Source organism: Polyangiaceae bacterium, from assembly GCA_016715885.1.
Lineage (GTDB): Bacteria > Myxococcota_A > Polyangia > Polyangiales > Polyangiaceae > Polyangium.
In genome coordinates, this window is sequence record JADJXL010000025.1 from 528,933 (window position 1) to 553,222 (window position 24,290).

A 24,290-nucleotide genomic window follows, 5' to 3' on the forward strand; every position below is an offset into this window, starting at 1 on the left:
GCATAAAGTTGGCCCGTCGTCGTTCGGTGCGGTAATGGTATGTCGATGAAATGAGCGCCGGGCAAACGGTACAGTGACTGCTTCGCGCACCGTCGAAGGCGATTTCAAAAGGGTGTCGTCATGAATTTCGATTGCACACGTTTACCGGGTGGCCATACATCTGCGTTCGGCGCGCTTCGGCAGCGCCACCGCATGAATGCCAAAGCATTCTCGATGGTGGCCGCGGCGCTTTTCCTTTGTTCCTGCGCTTCGAGCCCTCCCGATGAGCCGCTACCGCCCGAACCGCCGAACAAGGCTCATTATGACACGCTCGCCGCATGCGGAGCGGTCGTGTGCGACGGATTCGCGCAACGAATCGAGGGTGGATCGCCATTTTCCACGTCCGGTTTGGCTTGCATCGTCGAAGCCATGCGAGATCGAAAGCCGGGCATGTATCAGATCGCGTTGAACCATACGTGGTCGAACGGCGCGGATGACGCCAAACACTTGATCATGATTGGAGCATCGGGTGACGTTCGAATCGGCACGCATCGGTATTCCTACGGTTCGGAAAATGCCGGCGGGAAAGATTCATGGGACCCCACCAGGCATTGTTCACTTGCCATGCCGAGCTTTTTCGATGCGTGCCTTGCGGCCGTCAAAATGGGCGAAGGACAAGACACGACGGATGAAACGTGGGGCTGTGTTTTCCCGGAATCGGCGCTGTCGACGCTCGAGATGCCGTGGTTCGAGAACTGCGAGGACCAGGCTCCGATTTGTGAATGAGGGCAGGCGGAAGGGCGCGGAGACGGCGTCTACTTCCGCCTTTGCTTGGGCTTTCCCAGCACTTCGGCCCGCTCAAAACACGCCCATTGCGACGAATCCACGGCCATCGAGCATGGGGACGAAAAACACTTGCGCGGTTTTTGCCGGTCCTTCCGGATGCTTTTCGCGAGGCCACAGGGCCAGCACGGCTGCACCTGCGAGCGCCGCACCTCCAACAACGAACGTAACCGTCGAAATGGTCGCGTCGGTGCGAGCCCCACTCTGCTCCACACGCATTTCGGCATCTGCGAGGTCACACTGCGTCACCACGCCGCCAATGCACGATTTCGCAACGACGTCATCACGCCACTTCGACCTGGCCCTCAACCCGAATACACTTCCCACGACGATGCTGGCGACTCCGGCCGAACCGAGCGTTATGGCGCCGATGTGCCTCGACGAAAGCCCCGGAGCTTCGACCGGTGCCAATTCACCAATGGCGACCGTCTCCGCAGCGGCCTCTTTCAATAGGACCACTTTTTCCCATTTTCGCCGTCCCGGCGCGGTCGCGGTAATCGTGTGTTTTCCTGGATCCAGGGGCAATGGTTGTCCCCAGAGCGGCGGATTGACGACATTGTCATTGTCCCGCACTTCGACGCCGGAGACGTTCGCCACGGAGGGTGGAACCTGCAGAGTGATTTTGGGCAAACGCGCTTCGAGCTTGGTTGCACGCTCCCGCGCAACGGACTCGCGCCCCGCTTGCCCGGTTCGCTTCGCCTCGTCCGCAATGTCGACGAAAAGCGCCCAAGCACTCGCGAGACGACCGACGTTTTCATAACAATCGCCCAGATGAAAACGAGTGCCCATGCCGGTGTCGAGCCGGTTGCTTTCTGCGAGTTTGGGACACGCCTCAGCGTACTTTTTCTCCTCCATGAGCTTCATCGCGTCGTCGTAAAGCTTTTGCGCGATGGCAATGTCTTGTGGAGAAGCCTGGGTGGCAGTTTGTGCCAACGCAAATCGCGGCAATCCCACGAAGCACGCGATCATGACCGCCCGAGTGAACAATGAATGGCAACTTTGGGAGTTCATATCGTTCACTTGCGGGTGTTGAATTCGTTGTTGGGTGTCGGCGCGGCTGTCGCTGTCGCCGTCGGCGCGGCTTTCGTCGTCGTTGCGGCTGTCACCGTCGGCGCGGCTGTCACCGTCGGCGCGGCTGTCGCCGTCGGCGCGGCTGACGCCGTCGGCGCGGCTGTCGCCGTCGGCGCGGCTGTCGCCGTCGGCGCGGATTTCGCCGTCGGCGCGATTGGTTGGTCTACTGTCGATTTGGGAGCGGGCTCCGGCTGATGCACCGAAGGCTCGGGGGCATTCGACACGCTCGCCACCGGAATTGCCTCGGGTGTCGCGGGCGGTGCCGCAGTGGTGCTTTCCGGCATTGGTTTGTCTTGCGAATCCATTGACGCGCGACTGATTGCCGGCGTCGCGACAGCCTCGGATGCGCCGTCGTTGCGACCCCCGGCGAGCATGATCCATGCGGCGATGCCCGCGAGGAGGCTCGCGGCAATGGCGCTTGCGACAATCGCATGCCGCACGGATGTCGCTGGACGTGCGGTCGTGACCATTCCGCCTTGCAATGTGGGTCCACCCTTTGGCAACTTCCGTTCAACCACGGTCACCGCGGTGTTGGCAGGAGCAGCGGCTGGAATGGCGGAATGGTCGATCGACGCTGGCAGGGGGTCCGAACCACGCCGCAACGTGGCCATGGGCAATGTGAACATGTCGCTGGCCGGCGCTTGCACGGCCGCACGAGCGCCCATTGCGAAGGGCGTGAGGGCACTGGCGAGCTCGGCGATGGTTTGATATCGTGCGCGGATGTTCTTTTCGAGGCAACGAAGGACGACGGCATCGAATTCGGGTGGAATTCCGGGATGGAACCAGGACGGGGCCTGAGCCTTGATGCGGTCGTCCAGTACTTGTGCAAATAGAACGGGATAGTGGTCGGATTTGAACGGGAGCGCGCGTGTCGTGAGCTCGTAAAGAATGACGCCGAGCGACCAAATGTCGGCGCGCCCGTCAACGGTTTTGCTGTCGTTCATCTGCTCGGGCGACATGTACACGGGTGTACCCATCGTGGTTTGCGCAACCGTGAGGCTCGGGGATTTCACGTCCGAGCCGCGAGTGACCTTGGCGATGCCGAAATCGAGCACTTTGACGAAGGGCTCACCGCGCACGCCCTTCGTGACGAACAAGTTTGCAGGCTTGAGATCTCGGTGGACGATGCCCAGCGCATGCGCTTCGCCGATGGCTTCACACGCCTGGAGAATGTACCGGCAAGCTTCGTCGATGGGCAAAGGACCGCGTGAATCGAGGATGTGGTCGAGGTCCATTCCCTCGAGGTACTCCATCACGATGTAGGGCGCACCATCAGGCAAACGGGCGACGTCGTGGATCTTGACGGCGTGGGGGCTCTTCAGGCGCGTGGCCGCACGAGCTTCGCGCAGGAAACGCTCGACGGCTCCGGCTTGTTGCACAGCCTCGGGAAGCATGAGCTTGATCGCGCGACGTTCGTGCAAGTCCTGATGCCACACGGCGATGACCATGCCCATACCGCCGCGGCCAAGGACGCGTTCGACGCGGTATTTGTCGGCAAGAACGTCACCAACTTCGATGTGCAACATGCTCCCCACCGCTCCGCGCGCGGCTCGTGAAAAACGGCGCCACGAATGACGGTACCACGACGAGGACGTAGACCAAAGATTCTTGTGATCGCTTCTGCTGTGCGAAGTCGATTTCGCAGGTTTGGGGCGCAGGGCGCCGCGATCAGCGGGGGAGCTTGGCGAGGAACACGTCGGAGCTCGCGGGCGTGAGCAATCCACCTTCGAAGTTCAGGGGGCCGTCTGCGAATGAACCTGCGACGTAGACGAGCTCGCCCAATGCATCCAAGACGACGGCATTGCCAGACTCATTGCCCGTTCCCGCAATCACACGGCTCCACACATGCTCGCCGGCGTTGTCCAATTTCAGCACGAAGCCGTCGGCATAGCCGAGGCTTTGAAATGCATGGTCTGCACTGAATGAAATGCTGCCATGGAATTCGCCCGTCACATACACGTTCAAGACGGCATCGACGGCAATGGCGTGTGCTCGTTGATGCTCCGCTAACATGGGATCGATTTCACCATACCGCCGACTCCACTGACACTCCCCCGCGAGGTTCAACTTGGCGACGAAGGCATCTTCGGCCTGCGTCTCATTGACCAATTTGCATTTCGTCTGATCGGGAAAGAGCGTTCTCGAGCGAAATCCACCCGCGACGAAAATGTTGCCGTCACTTGCGACGGCGAGCGATATTGGCGACGAGTCTCCTATCGGGCCTTCTGCGATTTTCACGAGCCACTTGACCTCTTTCTTACCGTCGAGCGATGCGACGAAGAGGGCATCATTGGCTGGATCTTGGGTGACCGGTGGTGCGGGGATGTTGAAAGTGATGCTCTCCGAAAATCGTCCGCCAACGATGATCGAGTCTTCCGCAGGTGCGGCGATGTCATGCACTTCCTGATCGCCTGTCCCGCTTGCATGCACGCTCCATGAGGGGGTACCGTCGGCGAGCAGCAATTTTGCGATGAATGCATCGAATCCATTGGTATTGTTGACGCGTGGCGACTCGAATACGAGCGTTCCTTTGAACCGGCCGCCGATGTACGCCGCGCCGGCCGAGTCGAATGCAATTGCTTGGCCTTCTTGATCTTTGTCGTCACCGAACGATTTCTGCCAGAGACAGCCATTGCCTACGAATTTCGCCACGACGACGTCACGGCCACCGCCACTCGTCAAAGCGCCCTTTCCGCAATCGAAGTCGCTCATGGCGAATCCCACGATACCAACCCCACCGGTATCCGGATCGGCCGCGATCCCGAAAGGCACATCGCTGTTCAAGCCGCCTAAAAGGCGACTCGGGGGGCATTGCACGGCCATGTCCTTGGGATCGACCCACGTCACGAACATGTCGAGCCCGCCTTTGCCGGCATTGTCGCAGCCCACGTCCTGCATGCTCGTGCCAAGGGTCATTCCTGCCATGACAACGCGGCCATCCCCGTCGAGAGCGGCCCCATAGACGATTTGATCGTCGCTGCTCCCGAATTTGGCGCCCGAAATGAGCGCGTCGCCATTGCCTGCCGAACCGCCGCCTCCTGCCGAACCGCCATTGCCTGCCGAACCGCCATTGCCTGCCGAACCCCCGTCTCCTGCCGAACCTCCGGCTCCTGCCGAACCGCCGGCTCCTGCCGAACCGCCTCCTCCCTCGCGCATGTCCGACAGTTCATCGAAGACCAGCGACGCACACCCGCCTAGCATCAGAATGACCCCGCCGAGAGAAACACCGCCAGGTAATAACTTACGCACCTTCTTGACCATTTCGCACCTCGGTCGCAGCGCCCGCGAGGTTGCATGATGCACGGACATGCGTCGGGTGCCAACTCTTCTTTTCGCGCGAGCCTTCGCTATTGACTCGACGTCGCATTCTTGCAACGCTTTATCGCATGCGTCAAACGAAATGGCTCGAGCGTCGACGTGCCGTTGCTGTCGCAGCGGTGGTCGTGGGGATGGGTTTCGGAATGCTTCACGCGCGCGATGCGTCGAGCGAACCGCAGGCTGAAGATGGAGCGCCATCGGGCATGGTCGCGTTTGTCGGGGGTGGGGATTGTCCTCCAGGATGGCTGCATGCGAGCGACATCGAAGGACGTGCCATCGTCGGTACGGTCATCAAGGAAGACGTCGGTGTCGATGTAGGCACTCCGTTCACTGCTGGTGAAGAGCGCGTCCATGAGCACGCGTTCACCGGTGCAGTGAATCTCCCAGCGAAATACATCACGGCAGTGAATGGCGTGGCAGCAGGTGTGGCGCTCGCGGGGACGTTTTCCGTCACAGGTGTGACCGATAAAAATGCCGATGGCTTACCGTTTTTCCAAATGGAGGGGTGCATCAAGCCATGAAAAACCATTGGGCAGCGATTGTCGTTTGCGTCATGGTCACGAGCTGCTCAGGCGGCAACGGTGGTCATTCGGGACCGGACGGCGGCATAGGTGGTCATGCGGGCGCGGGCGGCGGCACGGGTGGCGAAGCAGGCGCGGGCGGCGGCATGGGCGGTCATGCGGGCATGGGTGGCGAAGCGGGCTCGGGCGGCGGCGGGATTGTTCCGAAAGGTGACGCTTTTCCCGCGGGCGCCGTCTCGTTTTTCAACAGGCTCGCTTGTCCGCCCGGTTGGAGCCCGTTCAATGAGGCTGCGGGGCGCATGATCGTGTCTGCCAATGCGGGATTGCCGCGTGGCACGACGATGGGTGAACCCTTTTCCAGCGGTGAAGATCGTACGCACGAGCATAAATTGGCGGGAAGCGGGTCCGTTACGGCTGCGACGACGTTGGGCGGCGACCCTGGACCCAACGGCTTGTTTACGCCGGGGGGTGCGTTCGCATTTGCCACGACTTCAGACCCGGCGTCGGCCAACATTCCCTACCGGCAGCTCCTGGTGTGCAAAAAAATGGTGGAGCCCAGTGCGAACGTTCTGCCCCTTCCCGCAAAATTGCATACGTATTTCGATCTCGACACCTGTCCGTCGGGGTGGAAGTCGGCCACGGCCGCCACGGAAGGACGCATTGCCGTCGGATTGCCTCCAAATGCTCCTGCCGACATGCCCATCGGAGGCGAACCGTTTACGAAGCCCGAGCCACGCAAGCACAAACATGCATTTTCGTCGACACTGAATACCACACCACTCGGTTCGCCGGAATATATTTGTGCTTGCACATTTGTCGGCCTGCATGGTTCGTATCCAGTCACGGGTGAATCGGACGAGGTTGCACTCGACATTCCGATGATTTCGTTGGTCCAATGCGAAAAGCAATGACCAGCGGGGCGGCCTTCGTCCCGTCACTGACGCGCGGCGCAAAGCCCCCCACGAAAGATGGACATTCATCTCCCCGCGGGGGGCGGGGGGGGGGCGGCCGGGGGGGGGGGGGGGCCCTCCGCGGCGGCGCCCCCGTGTTGCTCGTGCCGAGCGACCCGATTGCGAGGTCGACAAATCGAGACGCCCGACCCTTGCCGCGGCCCGGCCCTAGACCGAATGGCGAGCACCACCGCCCGCACCCGAGCCCCCGGGGGCGGGCGCGGGGGGGGGGGGGGGGGCCGCGGCCGGGCGCCCCGCGGGGGGCGCCGCGGGGGGGACGGGCCCCCCCCCCCACATGCCGATCCGCCTGAATCGCGGGTTTTTGCCACGCCACGGCGATGCGGCCAACTGACCGGCCCCCGCTCGGGGGGGGCGGCATTGCATTGCGCCTTTCGCACGGTGAACCGCAAAGGAGGTCATCCATGAGCATGCTGCTTCGCACGGCAATCGCGACTGTCGCATTGGCTGGCATGACGGTATTGCCCGCCGCCCCAGCGGACAGCGCCGAGCAAGTGCAATACGATCACCATCGACGTCAGGGCGGCGGTGGCACGGGACAACATTATCGACAAGACTACATCACGAACCGAATGACCATAAGCGAGCGCATCATGATGCCTCTCGAGGACGGATGCCTTTATTCGGTCGATATCAGCGGCTGGGTCGAGCCAGTCGACACGGGCAGTCCCATGCAGCAGGTCGACCCCAACATTTTCATGAGCGCATCGCTTTCGTGCCCCACGGGAACGACCGTGCGCCTTACGGATAACCTCATGAGGACCGGGCTCATCACCGTGGATGCCCTGGAACAGGCGCTCGAACGCCGCGGAACGATTGCAATGGGCGTGTGCGTGTACCGGCCGAATTTCGATTTGGTGAACAACCGACTCATCGGCCGAGGCATCACGCAACTCTGTCCACCAAGGCCCCGCATGCCTCAGTCGGGCGGGGGCCGCTGACCGCGACGCCGTCGTTCGAGCACGACAGCAATTGAACGCGGCGACATCGCAACGATCTGGAAACCCGTCCATTTGCTGGTAAGGTGCGGCCGTCGAGCCCCATCCGTCTCCGGGGCTCACGAGGAGCCTGAGATGGGAAAGTTCACGGTCACGCACGAAATCAACTGCAACGCGGAAACGTTCTGGAAGGTCTTCTTCGATAAGGACTTCAATAACAAGCTTTACAAGGAAAACCTCGGGTTTCCGGAGTTCACGATCTTGGATCAGCGCGAGACGGACGGTGACATCGTTCGCAAGGTGAAGGGCACGCCGAAGATGGAAGTGCCGGGTCCGGTCGCCAAGGTGCTCGGGTCGAACTTCGGGTACACGGAAGAGGGGAAGTTCAACAAGGCGACGAAGCTCTGGCAGTGGAAGATGATTCCGAGCACGATGGCGGAGAAACTGCGCAACGAGGGGACACTGCGCATCGAGCCCGTTGGGGATACGAAGGTGCGACGAATTGCCGAGCTCGTCGTGGAGGCCAAGATTTTTGGTGTCGGCGGGCTCATCGAGAGCAGCGCGGAGAAGCAACTGCGCGATGGTTGGGAAAAGAGCGCTCGGTTCATGAACGAGTGGCTGAAGACGCACGGCTGAGTCTGCTTGGCGGGATTGCGGTTTGAATCCTGCATGTGTCGGCGGGTATGCAAAAGGCCGATGCTGCGGGAGGAAGACTCGATCCCGAGCATGAGCCGCACGTAATCATCGTGGGCGGGGGGTTTGGCGGCTTGAATGCGGCCAAAGCATTACGCAAGGCGCCGGTTCGCATTACGCTGCTCGACCGGAAAAACCACCACCTATTCCAACCTTTGCTTTATCAAGTCGCGATGGCGGGCTTGAATCCGCCACAGATTGCGGTTCCCATTCGCCGAGTGCTCAGGAGCCAGCGAAATGTGCGCGTGCTGCTCGGGGAAGTGACGGGCATTTTGCCCGCGCAGCGCAAGGTGACGACGACGATTGGCGACATGGCGTATGATTATTTGATATTGGCGACGGGCGCGAGTCATTCGTATTTTGGTCACGACGAATGGGCACGCGTGGCCCCTGGATTGAAGAGCCTCGAAGATGCGCTCGAAATGCGAAAGCGCGTCCTTCTTGCATTCGAGCAAGCGGAATGTTGCGGGGATGCAGAGGAGAAAAAAGCGTGGCTCACGTTCGTCGTCATTGGTGGAGGTCCGACGGGTGTGGAGCTTGCGGGGACGCTTGTGGAGCTCGCGCATCGCACCATTGCGGGGGATTTTCGATCGATCGATCCGGCGTCGGCGCGCGTGATATTGCTCGAAGGGGTCGATCGCGTTTTGCCGACCTATCCTTCTTATTTGTCGCACAAAGCGAAGCGACAGCTCGAATCGCTCGGTGTTCAAGTGCAGACGAAGGCGCTCGTCACGCACATCGACGAGAATTCGGTGTCCATTGGAGCGGAAAAAATTTCGACGAAAACCGTGTTATGGGCTGCGGGCGTACAGGCATCGCCTCTTGGAAGAATGCTCGGAGCGCCGGTGGATCGAGCGGGTCGCGTGAAGGTGGAGCCCGATTTGTCCGTACCGGGGCATCCCGAGGTGTTCGTCATCGGGGATCTTGCGTCCTTTGATCACGACGGCGTGGTCGTGCCTGGCGTGGCGCCTGCGGCGATTCAAGAAGCGCGGCATGTTGCTCGGAACATCGAGCGGAGTTTGTCGAAGGAGCCGCGTCTTGCGTTTCGGTACGATGATCGTGGATCGCTTGCGACGATTGGCCGAGCTTCGGCGGTTGCGGACCTCGGACGTTTGCAGCTTTCGGGGCTCGTGGCTTGGCTCGCGTGGATGCTCATTCACATCGTTTTTTTGATTGGTTTCCGAAATCGATTGGTGGTGTTGTTCGATTGGGCATACTCGTACGTGACCTATGAACGTGGCGCACGGCTCATTACGGGCAATGTGGAACGTGCCGACGCGCGCAAAAGCGCAGCCGAGTCATGATTGGGATCAAACTGAACGGCGTGCTAGACGCCGAATCGTTACCGTGATAGCCTAGCATTATGCTCGCGTTTTGCGCGTGAGCAGCTTCTCGGTCATAGGCGCCGAGGGTTTTGCGTTTACGTCCTTTTGCGGAGCTTCCCATGATCCACAAACGCTTGTTCCATGGCATGGTGCTGCTTTTCCTCTCCGGCTTCACGTTTGCCGCTTGCGAAACGGAGACGCTGACACCGCAACAGAAGTTCTGCACGGCCCAGTGCGAATGCAACAAATGCACGGATTCCGAAAGCGCAACGTGTCTCGATGACATGATCAACCTCGAGGACAAGGCTCAGGGCGCCGATTGCAGAGACCCCTACCAGACGTATCTCACTTGTCTGAACGCCGAGGGCACGTGCAGCGACGGGCTTTTCGACACGTCGGTTTGTTATAATGAGGAAGTCGACCTCAACACGTGCATCAAGCCGCCGCCGGCATGCGCCACCGTGGACAATGGGATATGCAATGAACCGGCTCCGGCAGGCGACGGAACATGCGCGAAGGGCACCGACGCGAAGGATTGCATGCTGCCCACCTGCCCCACGGCGGGCGACGGATTCTGCGACGAGCCCGAGGGGTCTGGATTTTGTGCCGAAGGTACCGATCCGCTGGATTGCCCGGCCGAGCCGTGCGTGCCTTGCCTCGATTTCATGTACGACCAAAGCAGCGGCACCCTATGCGCATCGTCGAATGCGACATTCGCGGCTGTGTACCAGTGCGCGTGCGACGTTGATTGCAGCGCCTCGTGTGGCGACGTGGGTGATATCTGCGACTTCGGACAATTGTCGGGGACCTGCTACACGTGCGTGAGTTCGTTGTGTCCGACGGCGTATGATGCATGCGTAAATGATCCGGGATCGTGATGAGACGATGATCCCGCTCCGTTGAAAGACGATAGGGCGCACGCCTGCACGACGTGACGAGTGCGCACGTGTTGCTCATGCCTGCGCAGCGAGCGCCCAGAGCGAACTTTTCAGGGCGATTTTTTCCAATCGCCGATCCCGGTAAAGCAAGAAATCTTCGCGATCATACCCCTCGCGGGCCGCGTTCGCTTGGCATCGCGATTGCCGCTACCCAGCCGTCACGCCCGGTCGGTCGGGCCGTGGATGGGGGGCGCGATGAATATCAAGAAAGCATTCGTTGCGGGCATCATTGCGGGGGCGCTCATGGTACTCGTCATGTCCGCCGCGCGAGCACTCGGAGGCGGAGCCGATCTGCCCATGGTGCTCGGTACGATGCCGGGGAATGGTCCGAGCGGCGCGGCTTGGTTTGCAGGGTTTGTCGCACTGATGCTCGCTTGCGGTCTCGCCGGTATCGTCTATGGCGCGACATTCGAGACGATGACACACCGGGCGGACGCGATGACCGGTGTCCTGGTGTCGCTCGTCCCCGTGGCGATCCAGGGTCTCATGTTGGGCCTCATCGACAACGTGCACCCTTTGATCCCGGAAACCATGCAATCACCGGGATTCTTCATGGCCAATCATGGCGCCATGGGCGTCATTGGGTTTGTCGTATCGAACCTTGCATTCGGCGCGCTCATTGGTTCGATTTATGGCCCAGTGCAATCTCAGGCGGCAGGCCAGGCGATGATGGATGAATGAATGGTTTCTGATGCCGGGCCTGGATTTGAATGCTCGCTACGCGCGCGTGGGACGCGCGCTTCGCGAGGCCTTGTTTACGATGGGGGGTCCGAGGCTCGGCCCCCCATACCCCCCGATTTGGCCTTATTCCAAGCTGAATGGCCGCTACGCCGCTGGCGTGCCTTCGGGCGGTGCCGTGGGCCCCGAAAGCGTCATTCCCTCGTCGATTGACCTGACGGCGCGTTTCGCCCGCTTCCGAATGTCCACGTGCAGCGATTCATCGAAATTGATGGCCGTGAATGCACCGCGCGCTTCGAGCTTTCGGCCGAGACCCAAATAGGCTTCGGCTTCGTTCCACCGCAGCTTCCAATCGCGCTTGTTCATGTTTTCGATCTTGGAAGCATCTTCGATGATTTGCTGATACTGCTGCAAATTACCAAGTTGGTTCCAGAGCTCAGCGCGAACGTCGTCATCCGCGGGCGTGAGATCCACGGCTTTGCGGAAAAGCTCGACGCCTTCCTCTTTCGCCCCCGATGCCCATTTGGCTCGCGCCAGAGATCGCCACGCGCCCGCCGAATTCGGATGCGCTTCGGCAAATGCCTGCAACGCCGGAATGGCATCCGCCACCGCCTGGATGTTCGTTTGCGCATCCGCAGGCCAATACCTGAGCTGCAATGCCATCAAGTCACCCGGATCGATGGCGAGCGCCGCATCGAATGCCGCCCGAGCCTCATTGGCCTGCCCGCCTACCAAAAGACACCGCCCCACCTCGACTTGCGCCCCAGCCGACTTCGGAGCTCGCTCCGCATACGCCTTGGCTGCCGCCAGCGCATCGCCCACTTGCCCAAGGTCCCGAAGCGCCGCGATCTTCGCAAGCTCGGCCCTCTCCGCCGCAACCGCATCCGGTGATGCCTTCAAAATCCGCTCGGCCAAAGCGAGCACGATCCGCGGACGTGCCTCGCGCTCGTGATACGCCAATTGTTCCAAGTAAAACGCCACGTCACGCGCTTCGGCGTCCCAAACACTGGCCAGGTACTCTTCGACCTTGTCGGAACGGACATACGTCAGCGACGCTGCATCGCGCGGATTTTCATAAACCGGCACGAGCACGCCCAGCGTCACGAGAGCATCGAGCGCCGGTTGGCAATCGGGTTTGGCCTCGAGCGCCAAGACAAACTCGTTCGTCGCCTCGTCCTTGTTGCCCATCGTGGCGTGGAGCTGGCCCAATCCCACGTGATAGTCGGCATCCCCATCGAAGGTTTTTCGGATCTGCTGAAACACCTTGAGCGCGCCGGGGTAATCTCGAACATTGACGAGCGCGGCGCCCAAATTCAGCCGAGATGCATGATCGTCGGGATCCATCGACGCAATACGCTTCAGCGCCGAGACGGCCTTCTCGAAGTCCTTTTCCTGAAACCCCTTCTGCGCGCGATCGAGCAGCGGAGCCTTGTCGAGGAACACCTCGAGCGACATCACGAGCTGGCTGTTTTTCTTGCGCCAGTTGTGGTCCTGGCCCATGGGCGAATCGTTCAAAAATGCCTTGATCCACTTGCGGGCGTTGTCGATGGAAAGGCCTTTGTCCGCCAACCCCTCGAACTCGCTCTTGGGAATGGGCAATTGCGCGGGCATGCCCTGCCGTCGGGACAATTTGGCGTCGAGGCCGATGACGACCCACTCTTCTTTATTGCCTTTGCTCATCGCGTCCACGGTAGCGAAGCCGCGACGATGAAATCAAGGCAGAAGGACGAGCCGCGAGATCATCCAAAGCCGATGAAGAGCACGAGCAGAATCAGTCCGACCACACCCACCGCGATGACGAGAACCACCGGCAACGGCAATCCCAACGCCGTCGGACGAAGCTCCTTCATCGATGCATCTGCTTCGGCCGCAGGCGCCGCCAGCGCATGACGATCCGATCCGCGAAGAGCATCCGGTTCGGGCCTTGCCGCACCCGTCGGAAGCGTTCGAGGACCCGAACCAAAGCTCGGCACAGGAGGCGCGGACGGGATGAGCGCCGGATTTGCTGGACGAGGAGCCACTGGCGGGGCAGCGACAGGCGGGGCGACGACAGGCGGGGCGACGACAGGCGCAGGCGGAGGAACGGGCGGCGCGGCAATGGCTACGAGAGGCGGCGGTGGCGCGCTCGTTCCCGATGCAGCAGCGGCATCGTTGGCGCGTGCCGTTCGCTCGATGGCGAGCGCCATGTCGAGTTTGCGCTGCGCCTCGAGGAGGCCGCTCGTGGGTCCAAGCCGGAGGGCGTCCGATGCAATCGTCGCAGCTTCTCCAATGGCCTTGGCCAGCGCGGCTTTGCGCTCCGCACGTGCATACGCCGCCTTGACCTCTTCACCAAGACGCACGGCTTCGATCGCAAGGCGTTCGGCTTCGGTCTTGATGCGCTCTTCGGCGCCAGGATCCGGCACTGGCGGCGCAGAACCAGCACTTCGTGTCGTCAGCGGACTTGGAGGAGGTTCGGAAGGACCAGCTCGCCCCTCACGAACTTTTCGTAACAAGTCACCGATCGGCGCCGTCGGGTCTTCGAGGACTTCCTCGTCGGGCGATCGCTTCGCCCGAAGGACGACGTCGACCGCGGTTTGTCCGTCCTTCGAGGTGGGTTCGTCGAGCGGATCGGGACGAACGACGTGTCCCGCAATCGCTTTGGGATCAAATGGTTTTCCCTCGCGATGAGCTTGACGCAGGCGCGCAATTTGTTCGGGCGTTCCCTTGACGAGCGTCGGGATCTCCTCGCCCCAATCGGTGTCGCTGTCGCGCGCTTCTTGGACCTCGGTGATGCGAGGCGCCCCTGAATAATTCGCAATCCTCGCAAGCGCCCCTTTGCCCTCGGCCGCGGTCGCTTCGGAATCGCTGCGCGGTTTGGGCGCTGCCTTCGGTGCAATTGCCGGCTTCGGCGGCACCGGAACGGGTTTGGGCACGGCCGCTCGCGCCGTCGCAGGGGCCGATTCGTTCGGCGGAGGCGGCGCGCTCTTCAGCGAAGGAATGGACGGGCTCGGCAACAAACCGAGAAGTTTGCCCTGGGGATCCGATGGATTCGCCGTCGTGGCCCGTTCGAACCAACCCATTTGGCGCATGGAGTTTCGCCGGACGAACCTTCCGAGCGCCTCCTCGTTGTCTTCCATGTAGCCGTGCGCGGAGAGCCATTCGTCGAAGCGCGCGAGGATCTCGGCGACCGAGTGAAAGCGCCTTTTCGGATCCTTTTCGAGGCACTTGTTGACGATGTCGACGAGCTCGCGATGGATCTTCGGACGAATCTTGAACAGATCTGCCGGCGGCGCAGTCATGAGGAGATTCGCGAGCTCCATGTCGTTCGATGCAGCCCATGGACGGCGGCCGGCGAAGAGCTCGAACATGGTCACGCCCAGCGAGAAGATGTCGGCGCGAGCGTCGACTTCTCTGCCCAGAGCTTGCTCGGGCGAGATGTACTCGAGCTGGCCCTTGACCATGCCTGTGAGCGTTTTCGTGAGGCGCTGCTTGGCCTTGGCCAGACCAAAGTCGGCAATCTTCACGTCCCCTTGAAACGAACACAGCACGTTGCCCGGCGTGAGGTCGCGGTGAACCAAATTGAGCGGCTCGCCCTGCGGTGATTTCAGCGCATGCGCCTTGACGAGACCTCGGCAAATCTGGCGCAAAATGAACACGACCATACGTTCGGTGAACGCTTCGCCCGTGTCGAAGATGGTCTTCATGAGACGCGCGAGCGACACGCCTTGAACGAGCTCGACGGCCAAGTACAAGCCGCGATCGTCGCTCCCCCAACCCACCACTTCCACGATGTTCGGATGACGAAGCGCCGCGGTCATCCACATCTCGTCACGAAATTGATCGACGAATGCGGGATCGCTCGCGAGGTGCGGATGAAGGCGTTTGACGGCAACGAGTCGCCCTTCTGCGGGTCCTGCCGTGACTCGACACAGCTCCACCGTCGCCGTCTCGCCGTCCGCGATCTCGGCGAGAACCTTGAAAGTGAGCGCGGTCGGATCTTGCCGTGAGGGCAAAGGCATTCGTTCCGTTTAGAGATTCGGTTGGCGTGCAGCTGCAATCGCCTGCGGCACACCGCTGATGTCGGCTTTGAGGTGGATGTCGAGATGGTCGTCCTTGGTGCGAATCGCGCGGATACCCACGATCGGCACGAGCACCGGTAGGTAACGACGAACCATCGGGTTTTCCGCGAGCTTTGGCACCTTCATCAAATCGAGCACGATGCGATCGTCTTTCGCATCGATGAGCATCGGGGGACGCTTGGGCATGAACGCGACGAGGTTACCCGGCTTGGAGAGATCGAGCGCGCCGGACTTCAACAGACCCGCAAGCGGCGAAGCCGAATCACCCAGCACCGTCAGGGACAAACCTTCGATTCGCACCGCAATACGCATCTCGGACGTCGAGATCGCGATCTCTTCGACATGCAGCACGAGCGTTGCGCGCACGGGCGTGCCCATCGCATCGACCGTCGCGGTCAAACGAAGGCCCGGAGGCGAAGCTTCGATGCTGATGTCCTTCGGGACTTTTTTGCTGTCGGGAAGAAACTCACGCGCGAGGTAGCGCAGCGCATCCATGGGGATGCCGGCACGCAGACGAACAGCGCCGCGGAGTGCGCGGACAATTTCCTCCGGGTGCTCCTTGAGGTAGCTGCCAGCGACGCGAGCGAGGACGCGGGGATCGGGCTTGGGCATAAGGTTGGGGTTAGAACCTTCGCAGACATACGGGCGCGGGCGCAAGAGCCGCGCGGCAATCGTGCAATGACGGTCGAAAAACTCGGGGGATGGAGTCACGCGCCTCACGCATGAGCTCCCATGCATGGCATTCGGCCATGACTGCGCGCGTCGACGGCGGGCACAGCCGCCATTCAACCGAGCATGCATTCGGCGGAAAATACGCGCAAATAGCGGCCTACTGTTCAGGTGCGCGGCACGCGTTTTCGCTATGCTGACGGCGTGGCGCCCGAGAGAACGACTGCCGATGAACAGGTCGCGCCGCCTCCCAAACGGAGGCGGCTTCGGCGAACGTTCGGGACCATCCTGGCCACGCTTGGATTGAGCGCGGTGTTCGCGTTTTCCGTGTTGCTGTCGCTGGGCCTGCACATGAATTTGCCGCCGCTGCGACGCATCGCGAAACACACGGCCAATCGCGTGCTCGCCAACACCCTCGAGGGCCGAGTCGTCGTCGAAGAGCTCGATCAGTTGAGCTTGCACGAGATCAAGATCCGTTCTGTCGTGGCGATCGATCCCTTGGGACGCCAAACGATTCGAGCATCCGGCGTCACTGCGCGCGTGGATCTCGTCGGGTTCGCACGAGAATTCATCGACGGAAACACGATGCTCACGTTTCCACTGGTGCGCATCGAGGATGGCGAAGTGCTCGTTTCGCACGGTGAGGACGGGCACCTCGGTATCGCAAGAACATTTTCGCCACGAGCTCGCAAGCCAACGACGACACCACCCAAGCCGAAAGCAGCAAAACCGAGAAAAACCGCAATCGCGTTCGAGCGAATCGAGATTGGCCACGCGTGGGTTCACGGCAACGTGACGGCCCCACGAATGCTCGATGGCGACGTGACGCAGCTCGTAGGATCCGTCCGGATCGGCCCGGACAAACTCACCGTCGACGTGGAGCCAACGCAGCTCGTGGAGCGCGGAATTTTGCCCGCGCAGTTGGCGGGAAATGCCGAGTATCGCCTGCACATCGACTTCGCGACGCCAAACCCGAGTGGGCCACCAGTACCGCCCAAGCCGCCGCGAATGTGGGCGGGCCTTTCTGGGCAAGCTGGAAACATCGACCTCACCGCGCGCTGGAGTCTCGACGGAAGCACCACCTCGGCATCCATCGAGCTGCCGCGCACGGAGCCGGCGGACTTGGTCAAACTCGTGCCTGGTCTTCCCATCCAGGAACGAACGTCGCTTCGTGCGTCGATCGAGGGGACGCACCCGACGTACGACATCGACGCGCGACTCGACGTGACGCCGGCGGATAAACCGCCCGCGTCGGTCGTCGTCGCGGGCAAACTCGACGCTCGAGGCGGCCCGAAGCTCGTGGTCGACGTGACCACCACGGACCTCGATGCGCGTGCGTTCCGCGAGGATTTTCCCGCAACGAGCGTGGATGCCCGAGCACGCGTGCACTTTTCGACAAACCCATCGCCGCGGTTTGTCGTGGACGCCTCGGTCGATCCCACGGAGCTCGAGGGGCAACCCGTGCCAGCGATCGACGCGCATGCCGTTTTCGATCACGGCATGCTCGAGGGACGCGTGACGTTGCACGAGCCTGGTGCACCGACGCAGGGGTCGTTCGTGATCGAAGGGCGAGATTTGATTCGCTTCGAGGCCGAATCGAACATTGCCTCGCTTCAAGCGATGCCGCGGCTCGGAGGACCGCTTTCGGGCAGCGGTCGTGTGAGGGTTCGAGGTGTCGTGCGAGGCGGTACGGAGCTCGATGCACGCGTCGCAGGCACGGTCCATTCGCTTGCAGCAAAGGGTGCGGTGTCGCTCGAGGACGGGCGGATCGATGGGCACCTTCGCGGGCCGTTCAACCAACTGGAGATGGATGCGCTCGTGACGGGTGAGCGGTTGCGAGCGGGCGAGAATGCTGCCGATCGAGTCACCGTGCGTGCGAGAGGCCCGGTCACGACGCCGTCGATCGATGCGCATCTCGAAGGTGGGGACATCGAGGATCTGCGTGCATCGGCGCGTGTGGATTCGAAGGCGAAGGCGGTGCGCAACGTCGAGCTGCGGTTATCGCGCGGCGGCGAAGAGCTGCACGGCAAGGTGACGGAGGTACGTGCCGAGCGAGGAAGCGTTGCGGCGCGAGGTCTGTCGCTCGAAGGCCCGGGGCTCGGTGCGCTCGGTGGAACGCTCGTCGTGGCGAACCAAGAGGTCACCGGGAATCTCACGGGCAAAGGCATCGATCTTTCGCGCCTCGGGCGGCTCATCGGCGTGGGCAAACGGACGCGAGGCATTGCGGATGTCGACGTGTCGCTCGCACGGACGAAACGCGGCCGCAAAGGTCACGTGCGGGTGCAAGTGAAGGACGCGACGGTCTCGCCCATGCCGGGGATCGAGCTTGCGGGTGCGGCAGCTTCGGTGAACGCGACGTTCGACGACGAGCACGCGTCACTCGAAGCTTCGGTACGGCTGGACGACCACGCCAAACCTGGGGAAGACCCCGCGACGGCGTGCGACGGAACGATTGCCGAAGTACGCATTTCGGAAGCCGATGCAACGCTGAAAGGCCCGCTCTTGGCGGCGTCGACGTGGACGAAAATGACGGGCCGAGCACGCGTGGATGCGCTCGACACGCGGCTCGATTGCGTCGCCAAACGCCTGCCCATCGCGCTGCTCTTGACCGAAGTGGGCGGTCTCCTGGATGCAAGCTTGTCCGTCGAAAGGCCGGTGGGTCAGCGGTTTGTCTCGGTAAAATCGCTCGACGTGCGCACACGCGGCCTGACCATCGCAGGCCCGCAAATGTTTGGTGAGGACAAACCTCGCTGGGAGTCGCGTTCCGTGGACGTCGCGGTGACGGCGAGTCTCGACGGCGCGACGGGAGCAACGGCCGGCAAAGTGGTCCTGTCGGACACCGACAAAATTGGCGAGCTGTCGGCCAACGTCGACCTCGACTTGCGCACGATCGTCGATGATCCGAAGCGCCGCGGGAAATCGCTCGCGCAGTCGCAGGGGAAGCTGTCGTTCACGATGCCCAGGCGCTCGGTGAAGTCGCTGCGCAGCTTGCCATCGTTCGTTCACGACAAACTTCCGCCCTTCGAGGGAGATCTCGCCGTGACGGCGACGGCCAGCGGCACGCTGGTCGACCCGACGATGAGCGCACGCGTTTCCGCGTGGCGGTGGGCGCACGTGGACGAAAAAGGTGTCCCGACCGAGTGGTCGCTGCCGGTCGATGCAGATGTCGTGGCGAACTACAAGGCGAAGAAGGCCGGCATCGTCGCGCAAGTGCGTCGCAACGGTCGCGAAATCGCGTCCGTCGTTGGAGACGCGGCCGTCGACGTGCCGGCGCTTCTGCGCGGTGGCGAAAGTCCAGCAGCGAACTTCGACGCGCAGGCGACGCTGACGCGCTTGCCGGTCGGAAGGTTGCCGTACGTCGCAGCGCGGGGCGTCGATGCGAGCGTGAGCGGGACGATTCGGATCGCGCAACAAGGTGGCGAGCGAACGGCGAGAGCGCAGCTCTACGTCCCGGCACTACGCATCAACAACGAAGTGTCGCTCGAGCGGGCGGCGCTCCTTTTGGACATCGTTCCAAGCACGGATGCCAAGGCGACGTCGCACGGCACGCTCGACATCGAGCTGGCGGGACGAGAAGGCGGCCGCGTCGACGTCAAGGCGTACGCCGGCGTGAATTGGGACGAGCTTGTCCCGAAAATCGACGATCTGAAGCCAGCGGGGATGTCGATCGTCGCGCATAGCTTCCGGCTCGCGAGTTTGCAGCCCATGGTCAACGGCGTCTTCTCACGGCTCGACGGACGCCTCGATGGCCACGTGCACGTCGCGTCGACGATGTACGGAGACGAATCGCAAGGTCACGTCGAAGCGAACATGGAGCTCGTGGATGGAGTCGTTCACATTCCGCAGATCGGCCAGGAGCTGAAAAATGCGCACTTTTCGCTGAGGTCGCGCGAGCGTGGAGCACTGCAACTCGACGACATCCAGGCCGAAGGGATCAGCGGGCGAATCCATGGATCCGCGGTGGCGAGGATGAAAGGTTTGTCATTCCGAACTGCCACGGCAGACTTTTCGATCCGGGAGAGCGAAGCGTTGCCCATCACGTTCGAAGGGGTTCCACTGGGACAAGCCTACGGAAACCTCTCGCTCGTGGCGGAAAAGCGGCCGCAAGAAGTACACCTTGCCGTGAAAATTCCGCAGATGCATCTCGCGCTGCCGGCATCCAGCTCGCGCGCGGTGCAGTCGCTCGACCCGCATCCAGACATCGTGATTTCGCATCCGGTGGGCAAGAAAAAGGAAGCTCGACAAAGTGGCGCGCTCGCGTGGATTACAACCGTCGAGCTCGGCACGCTGCACATCGAAGGCACGGGCATCGACGTGAAGCTCACGAGCCCCAAAGGCGCGTCGCCGCGAATCGAGTTGCGTGAAGAGGCGCGCGTGTCGGGGGACGTTCAGCTCGTGAAGGGCACGGTCGAAGTCATTGGAAAGAAGTTCGAGATCGAACGAGGTCTCGTGCGGCTACGCGAAGAAGAAACGGGAAACCCCTACGTCAATCTCACCGCGCGCTGGGATGCCCCCAACGGCAGCCGCGTCTACGTCGACTACTCCGGCGTGCTCAAGCCGATCACCGAGCAGAAACTGAGGTTCCGCTCCGATCCGCCAATGCCGCAACAACACATCTTTTCGATGATCCTCACGGGCGAGACGCCGGACAGCACCGACGATACCTCGACGGAAGGTTCTGCAAGTGCAGCAGACGTAGCGGCAAACGTGGTCGGAGGCGAGATCGCGTCGACGCAGATCAACGCGATGCTTTCGCAGATCGCACCGCTGCGTGGTTTGTCGACACGTGTCGGCACGTCCGACTCGGGACGCCTTCGCACGACGGTCATGTACGAGCTGGGCGACACGGTGACTGCCCAAGCGAGTTACGAGGGGATCCCGAACGGTGCGAGGCTCGAAGGAATTCGCACGCAAGATCCTTCGGACAGCACCAATCGCACCGAGATCAACATCGATTGGCGCTTCTACAGGAACTGGTCTTTGCGAGGATCGTTCGGGTTTGGCGGGGTCAATCAGCAACCGAGCTCGGGTCTCGACTTGCTTTGGCAGTACCGCTACTGAACCGCTCGAAATCCGAGCTCGGCTTGCACGTCTCCCACCTTCACGACGGGCGGTTCGGCGGATACGAGCAGTGGGGCGAGCGCCGTTTGCGCGTGCCGAGAAAAACGTGCCTCGAAGCTGCCGCCTTTGACGCGGGCAAACACCACACCCTCATCACCAATGCACAGATTGCGTGGATCGAGCGGTTCGTCGGTGGCGTCGGAGAGCACGAGCTCTGCGCTGCGTCCGTCGTCGGCAACGCGCAAAGCTCGAACGATGTACGGCGTCCCTTCGGCGCGGAAATAACACCAGTCGTAACCGTTTGTCAGGATGAGACGGCCGTCGTCCGGATGCTTTGAGATCCAACGATGAAGCGCTTCTTCGAGCGCACCATGTTCGACACGGACTCCGTCGTGCCAAAACGAGCCTTCACGATCGAGCACGATGGTGCTTTCGCGCGATGTCCCCGGCGGGGGTGCAAAGCGGAAAAAGTCGGGATGGTCGCCGGGTTTCATGAGTCCTCTCCTTGTGTCGTGATCATTTCCAAAACACGCGGACGCCCCCTCCATAGGGTGACGAAAGGTTCGTGTCACGGCCTCGCACGTCGACGCTCGGGCCTCCGTAGGTTAGAACGCGGCCGAGATGGACAGCCACGCATCCGGGCACACCGACGAACACTTGGAAGCTACGCGCGCGTATTACGACGAGTTCGCTGCGCGGTACGAAGACAAGCGGGGCGGACGCGATCCGGGCGGCTACCACGACCTCGTCGATGACCTCGAGATCGACTTTTTGCGCCGGTTCGGCACGGATCGCGACGTGCTCGAAGTCGGCTGCGGAACGGGCCTGCTTCTCGAACGCATCGCACGCTTCGCCCGTTCGGCCAAAGGCATCGACTTGTCCGACGGCATGCTGGAGAAGGCGCGAGCACGGGGCCTCGACGTCGCACGCGGCAGTGCAACGGACTTGCCGTTCGCCGACGCGAGCTTCGATGTCGCGTGTTCGTTCAAGGTCCTGCCACACGTGCGGGACATCGACCGCGCGCTCACGGAAATGTCGCGGGTGGTTCGTCCGGGCGGAACGGTCGTGATCGAGCTTTACAACCCATACAGCCTGCGAGGGCTCGTGAAGAACCTGCTGCCTGCAGGCGCCATCAGCGACAAGACGAAAGAGAACGCGGTGTACACGCGTTTCGACAGCCCATTCCAAGTGAGCGCGATGGTTCCTCGAGCGCTGCGCCTGCGCGCGTCGCGTGGCATCCGAATTGTGACCCCGGCCGCGATAGCGATGCGTTTGCCGGTCATTGGTCGAGTGCTCGACCGCGCCGAACGTGCGCTTTGCGATTCGCCCCTGCGTCACTTCGGCGGCTTTTGGATCGCGGCGCTCGAGAAAGCTTGAGGCACGCGGCGACATCGCGATCCGACACGGCCCGAGCGCTGCTATTTTTACCGCTTGGTTGTGCCGAAAGGACTGCAATGGCCGGCTCTCCCCCGCACGTGAATCCGACTCTTCCTGGCGGAACAAGCAACGATCGCGGTGCTCTCATCGGCGCCTTGGCATTCGTCGAGGGCATTGGAATTGGTTCGATGGGCGCACGCGAGATCCGCAACTGGATCGAGGAGTACCTGGTGCGCGCCGGACGCATGGAGCGGCCAGTTCACCTCACCGAGCCGATGGCAGGCACGTTGCTCCTCGATGCGCTCACGGGTTCAACGGCAACGGCATCGCGAACGCTCCTCGATCGCATCCTCGGTCGCGCGCGTTCACGTGTCGTGCATACGCTCGCAGGGCTCTTGCAAACGCCCCCCGACGAAACGTTCATCGAACATGCAAAGGCATCGGGCCGAGTGCAGTCGATCGAGCCGAATGGCTCGGGCATGTGGATCGCGCATCTCCGTCGCGACGATGCCCTGAGCGACATCGTGCTTGGCCTGTTCGTCGCCGACATCTTGTCGAATCGCACGCTGTACGAGCAGAACCTCTGCGTGTGCAGCACCTGTGGTCGCATTTCGTTTCGCGCCCGAACGATGCCGCGCACGAGCTGCCGCGAGCACAACGAAGCAGCAGACGGGTCGGGGTAAACCTCCTTCAAAACACCCCAGAAACTCCCACACCCACCATGTTCGGAGACAAACCGAACGTCGGCACGATCTGCAATGACGTCGCGGTTGGTCGGGGCGGAACGGGTCGCTTGTGTATGACGACCTTCTCGGGAACGAAGGCGACTTGCGCCTGCACGATTCCGGTGACGGCCAACGCGGCAAATGCGCCGAAGGAAATCTGGTTGATGAGCCCGGAGATGAGCTGCCCGCTTTTTGAAAACTGCCGCTCTGCTTCCGTCTGCTCGGGCAAACCGTACTTCAAGTAGTACGTGTTCATCGCCGACGCCGCGATGCTCGTTGCCGCAAAAATCGACTGCGAGATCGCCAAGGCCGTACCGAGCGATCGATTGCCGTTCTGGAACTGGCCGATCCCAAAAGGAAGCGCGGCGATGTACCGCGAGTTTTTCACGACAACCCGTTCTTCGGACGCGGCTCGAAGCACTGCGGCGAGCCATCGCTCCTCGGCTTGCTTGGCGCGGTCCGCGGCCAGCCGTTGCTCACGCTCCTTCTGCGCTCGTTTCTCCTGCTCGGCCTCGAGCTCCTGTCGAAGCTCGGCCCGCACGATCGTGAAACGATCGACCACCTTCTGGGGAAACGCGGCGGGGTCGGGCGAAAACTGAGGGTTTTTCCTCAAAATCTCGGCGATTTGCGCATCGGCATCATCGACGCGATCGAGCGCCACGAGCGATGCCGCGTAAAACGTCCGCGCGCGTTCGATGACATCGGGATCGGTCAGTCGGCACGCGGAGGTGACGTCCGTCGGAACCGATTGGCACGGAGGTTGTGTAGGATCGAGCATCGTGGCGAAGCGCTCGGCAGCCCTGTCGTACTCGCCTGCGTTGAACCGAGTTTTACCGAGCTCGAACTGTTGCAGGTCGTCAGCGCGCGCCGTTCGGGCCTCGAGCAGCAGCGCGAAACCGACCATGACGGACAAGACAAACCTGGTCACAGAGCCATGGGCCCGACGGCGCATACTCGAGCAACGCTCGACGACGGCATCCTCATGGCACACCTCGGATCCGACGGCGTCATTCGCCCCGAACCCCCAAGATCCGCCGGGCTGAGCCTGGTGCAGACGAGTTCGCGCCGTCATTCCCGGTAACCGAGGAACCCTTTCTACCGGAATTTGAGCGCTGTGGGGCGCCGTGA

19 protein-coding genes are annotated in these 24,290 nt (G+C 61.9%); 11 read left to right on the plus strand and 8 right to left on the minus strand.

Annotation, left to right across the window (positions count from 1 at the left end; all coding sequences use genetic code 11):
• The first annotated feature begins 120 nt into the window (after positions 1 to 120).
• On the plus strand, positions 121 to 765 hold the full coding sequence (locus tag IPM54_37190; protein ID MBK9265409.1) for a hypothetical protein: 645 nt from the start codon (positions 121 to 123) through the stop codon (positions 763 to 765).
• A 72-nt stretch (positions 766 to 837) separates the two neighbouring features.
• Here IPM54_37190 and IPM54_37195 read toward each other — a convergent pair whose 3' ends face one another.
• The 3 genes from IPM54_37195 to IPM54_37205 form a co-directional block, all read right to left on the minus strand.
• Positions 838 to 1,755 (minus strand): hypothetical protein, encoded by a 918-nt coding sequence (locus IPM54_37195; protein MBK9265410.1) that lies wholly within the window; start codon positions 1,753 to 1,755, stop codon positions 838 to 840.
• Between the two features lie 83 nt (positions 1,756 to 1,838).
• Positions 1,839 to 3,419 (minus strand): protein kinase, encoded by a 1,581-nt coding sequence (locus tag IPM54_37200; GenBank protein ID MBK9265411.1) that lies wholly within the window; start codon positions 3,417 to 3,419, stop codon positions 1,839 to 1,841.
• Between the two features lie 142 nt (positions 3,420 to 3,561).
• Positions 3,562 to 5,154, minus strand: a complete 1,593-nt coding sequence (locus IPM54_37205; protein ID MBK9265412.1) for a hypothetical protein — start codon at positions 5,152 to 5,154, stop codon at positions 3,562 to 3,564.
• Positions 5,155 to 5,279: 125 nt separating this feature from the next.
• Here IPM54_37205 and IPM54_37210 point away from each other — a divergent pair, with 125 nt between their 5' ends.
• The 7 genes from IPM54_37210 to IPM54_37240 all read left to right on the plus strand — a co-directional run bounded on the left by IPM54_37210 (position 5,280) and on the right by IPM54_37240 (position 11,275).
• The gene (locus tag IPM54_37210; GenBank protein MBK9265413.1) at positions 5,280 to 5,732 is read left to right on the plus strand and encodes a hypothetical protein; all 453 of its coding nucleotides are present in this window, start codon (positions 5,280 to 5,282) and stop codon (positions 5,730 to 5,732) included.
• A complete protein-coding gene (locus IPM54_37215) occupies positions 5,729 to 6,643 on the plus strand; it encodes a hypothetical protein (GenBank protein MBK9265414.1) in 915 nt (304 codons plus the stop codon). The genes IPM54_37210 and IPM54_37215 overlap by 4 nt, the downstream gene beginning before the upstream one ends.
• Before the next feature lie 461 nt (positions 6,644 to 7,104).
• Positions 7,105 to 7,641 carry a hypothetical protein gene (locus IPM54_37220; protein ID MBK9265415.1) on the plus strand — a complete coding sequence of 179 codons (537 nt, stop codon included), beginning with the start codon at positions 7,105 to 7,107 and terminating at the stop codon, positions 7,639 to 7,641.
• 132 nt (positions 7,642 to 7,773) lie between these two features.
• Positions 7,774 to 8,274, plus strand: a complete 501-nt coding sequence (locus IPM54_37225; GenBank protein MBK9265416.1) for a DUF2505 domain-containing protein — start codon at positions 7,774 to 7,776, stop codon at positions 8,272 to 8,274.
• Between the two features lie 47 nt (positions 8,275 to 8,321).
• On the plus strand, positions 8,322 to 9,635 hold the full coding sequence (locus IPM54_37230) for an NAD(P)/FAD-dependent oxidoreductase (GenBank protein MBK9265417.1): 1,314 nt from the start codon (positions 8,322 to 8,324) through the stop codon (positions 9,633 to 9,635).
• Between the two features lie 140 nt (positions 9,636 to 9,775).
• Positions 9,776 to 10,534: a hypothetical protein gene (locus tag IPM54_37235; GenBank protein ID MBK9265418.1), complete on the plus strand. Its 759-nt coding sequence runs from the start codon at positions 9,776 to 9,778 to the stop codon at positions 10,532 to 10,534.
• A gap of 255 nt (positions 10,535 to 10,789) precedes the next feature.
• On the plus strand, positions 10,790 to 11,275 hold the full coding sequence (locus IPM54_37240) for a hypothetical protein (protein ID MBK9265419.1): 486 nt from the start codon (positions 10,790 to 10,792) through the stop codon (positions 11,273 to 11,275).
• Positions 11,276 to 11,419: 144 nt separating this feature from the next.
• On the opposite strand, the gene IPM54_37245 is transcribed toward IPM54_37240, so the two are convergent.
• From IPM54_37245 to IPM54_37255, 3 genes are read right to left on the minus strand one after another with little or no spacing between them, the layout of a single operon-like run.
• A complete protein-coding gene (locus IPM54_37245) occupies positions 11,420 to 12,952 on the minus strand; it encodes a tetratricopeptide repeat protein (protein MBK9265420.1) in 1,533 nt (510 codons plus the stop codon).
• 59 nt (positions 12,953 to 13,011) lie between these two features.
• On the minus strand, positions 13,012 to 15,270 hold the full coding sequence (locus IPM54_37250) for a serine/threonine protein kinase (GenBank protein ID MBK9265421.1): 2,259 nt from the start codon (positions 15,268 to 15,270) through the stop codon (positions 13,012 to 13,014).
• Between the two features lie 9 nt (positions 15,271 to 15,279).
• Positions 15,280 to 15,942, minus strand: coding sequence for a hypothetical protein (locus tag IPM54_37255; protein ID MBK9265422.1), 663 nt, complete (start codon positions 15,940 to 15,942; stop codon positions 15,280 to 15,282).
• 261 nt (positions 15,943 to 16,203) lie between these two features.
• Here IPM54_37255 and IPM54_37260 point away from each other — a divergent pair, with 261 nt between their 5' ends.
• Entirely contained in the window at positions 16,204 to 21,060 is a 4,857-nt protein-coding gene (locus tag IPM54_37260; protein ID MBK9265423.1) for a translocation/assembly module TamB domain-containing protein, read from the plus strand.
• Here IPM54_37260 and IPM54_37265 read toward each other — a convergent pair.
• Positions 21,054 to 21,554 carry a hypothetical protein gene (locus tag IPM54_37265; GenBank protein ID MBK9265424.1) on the minus strand — a complete coding sequence of 167 codons (501 nt, stop codon included), beginning with the start codon at positions 21,552 to 21,554 and terminating at the stop codon, positions 21,054 to 21,056. The two genes, IPM54_37260 and IPM54_37265, sit on opposite strands and share 7 nt — an antisense overlap.
• A 127-nt stretch (positions 21,555 to 21,681) precedes the next feature.
• Here IPM54_37265 and IPM54_37270 point away from each other — a divergent pair, with 127 nt between their 5' ends.
• Together IPM54_37270 and IPM54_37275 are read left to right on the plus strand one after the other, a co-directional pair.
• On the plus strand, positions 21,682 to 22,437 hold the full coding sequence (locus IPM54_37270) for a methyltransferase domain-containing protein (GenBank protein ID MBK9265425.1): 756 nt from the start codon (positions 21,682 to 21,684) through the stop codon (positions 22,435 to 22,437).
• Between the two features lie 98 nt (positions 22,438 to 22,535).
• On the plus strand, positions 22,536 to 23,120 hold the full coding sequence (locus IPM54_37275) for a hypothetical protein (GenBank protein ID MBK9265426.1): 585 nt from the start codon (positions 22,536 to 22,538) through the stop codon (positions 23,118 to 23,120).
• 7 nt (positions 23,121 to 23,127) lie between these two features.
• On the opposite strand, the gene IPM54_37280 is transcribed toward IPM54_37275, so the two are convergent.
• On the minus strand, positions 23,128 to 24,075 hold the full coding sequence (locus tag IPM54_37280) for a hypothetical protein (protein MBK9265427.1): 948 nt from the start codon (positions 24,073 to 24,075) through the stop codon (positions 23,128 to 23,130).
• Positions 24,076 to 24,290 lie beyond the last annotated feature (215 nt).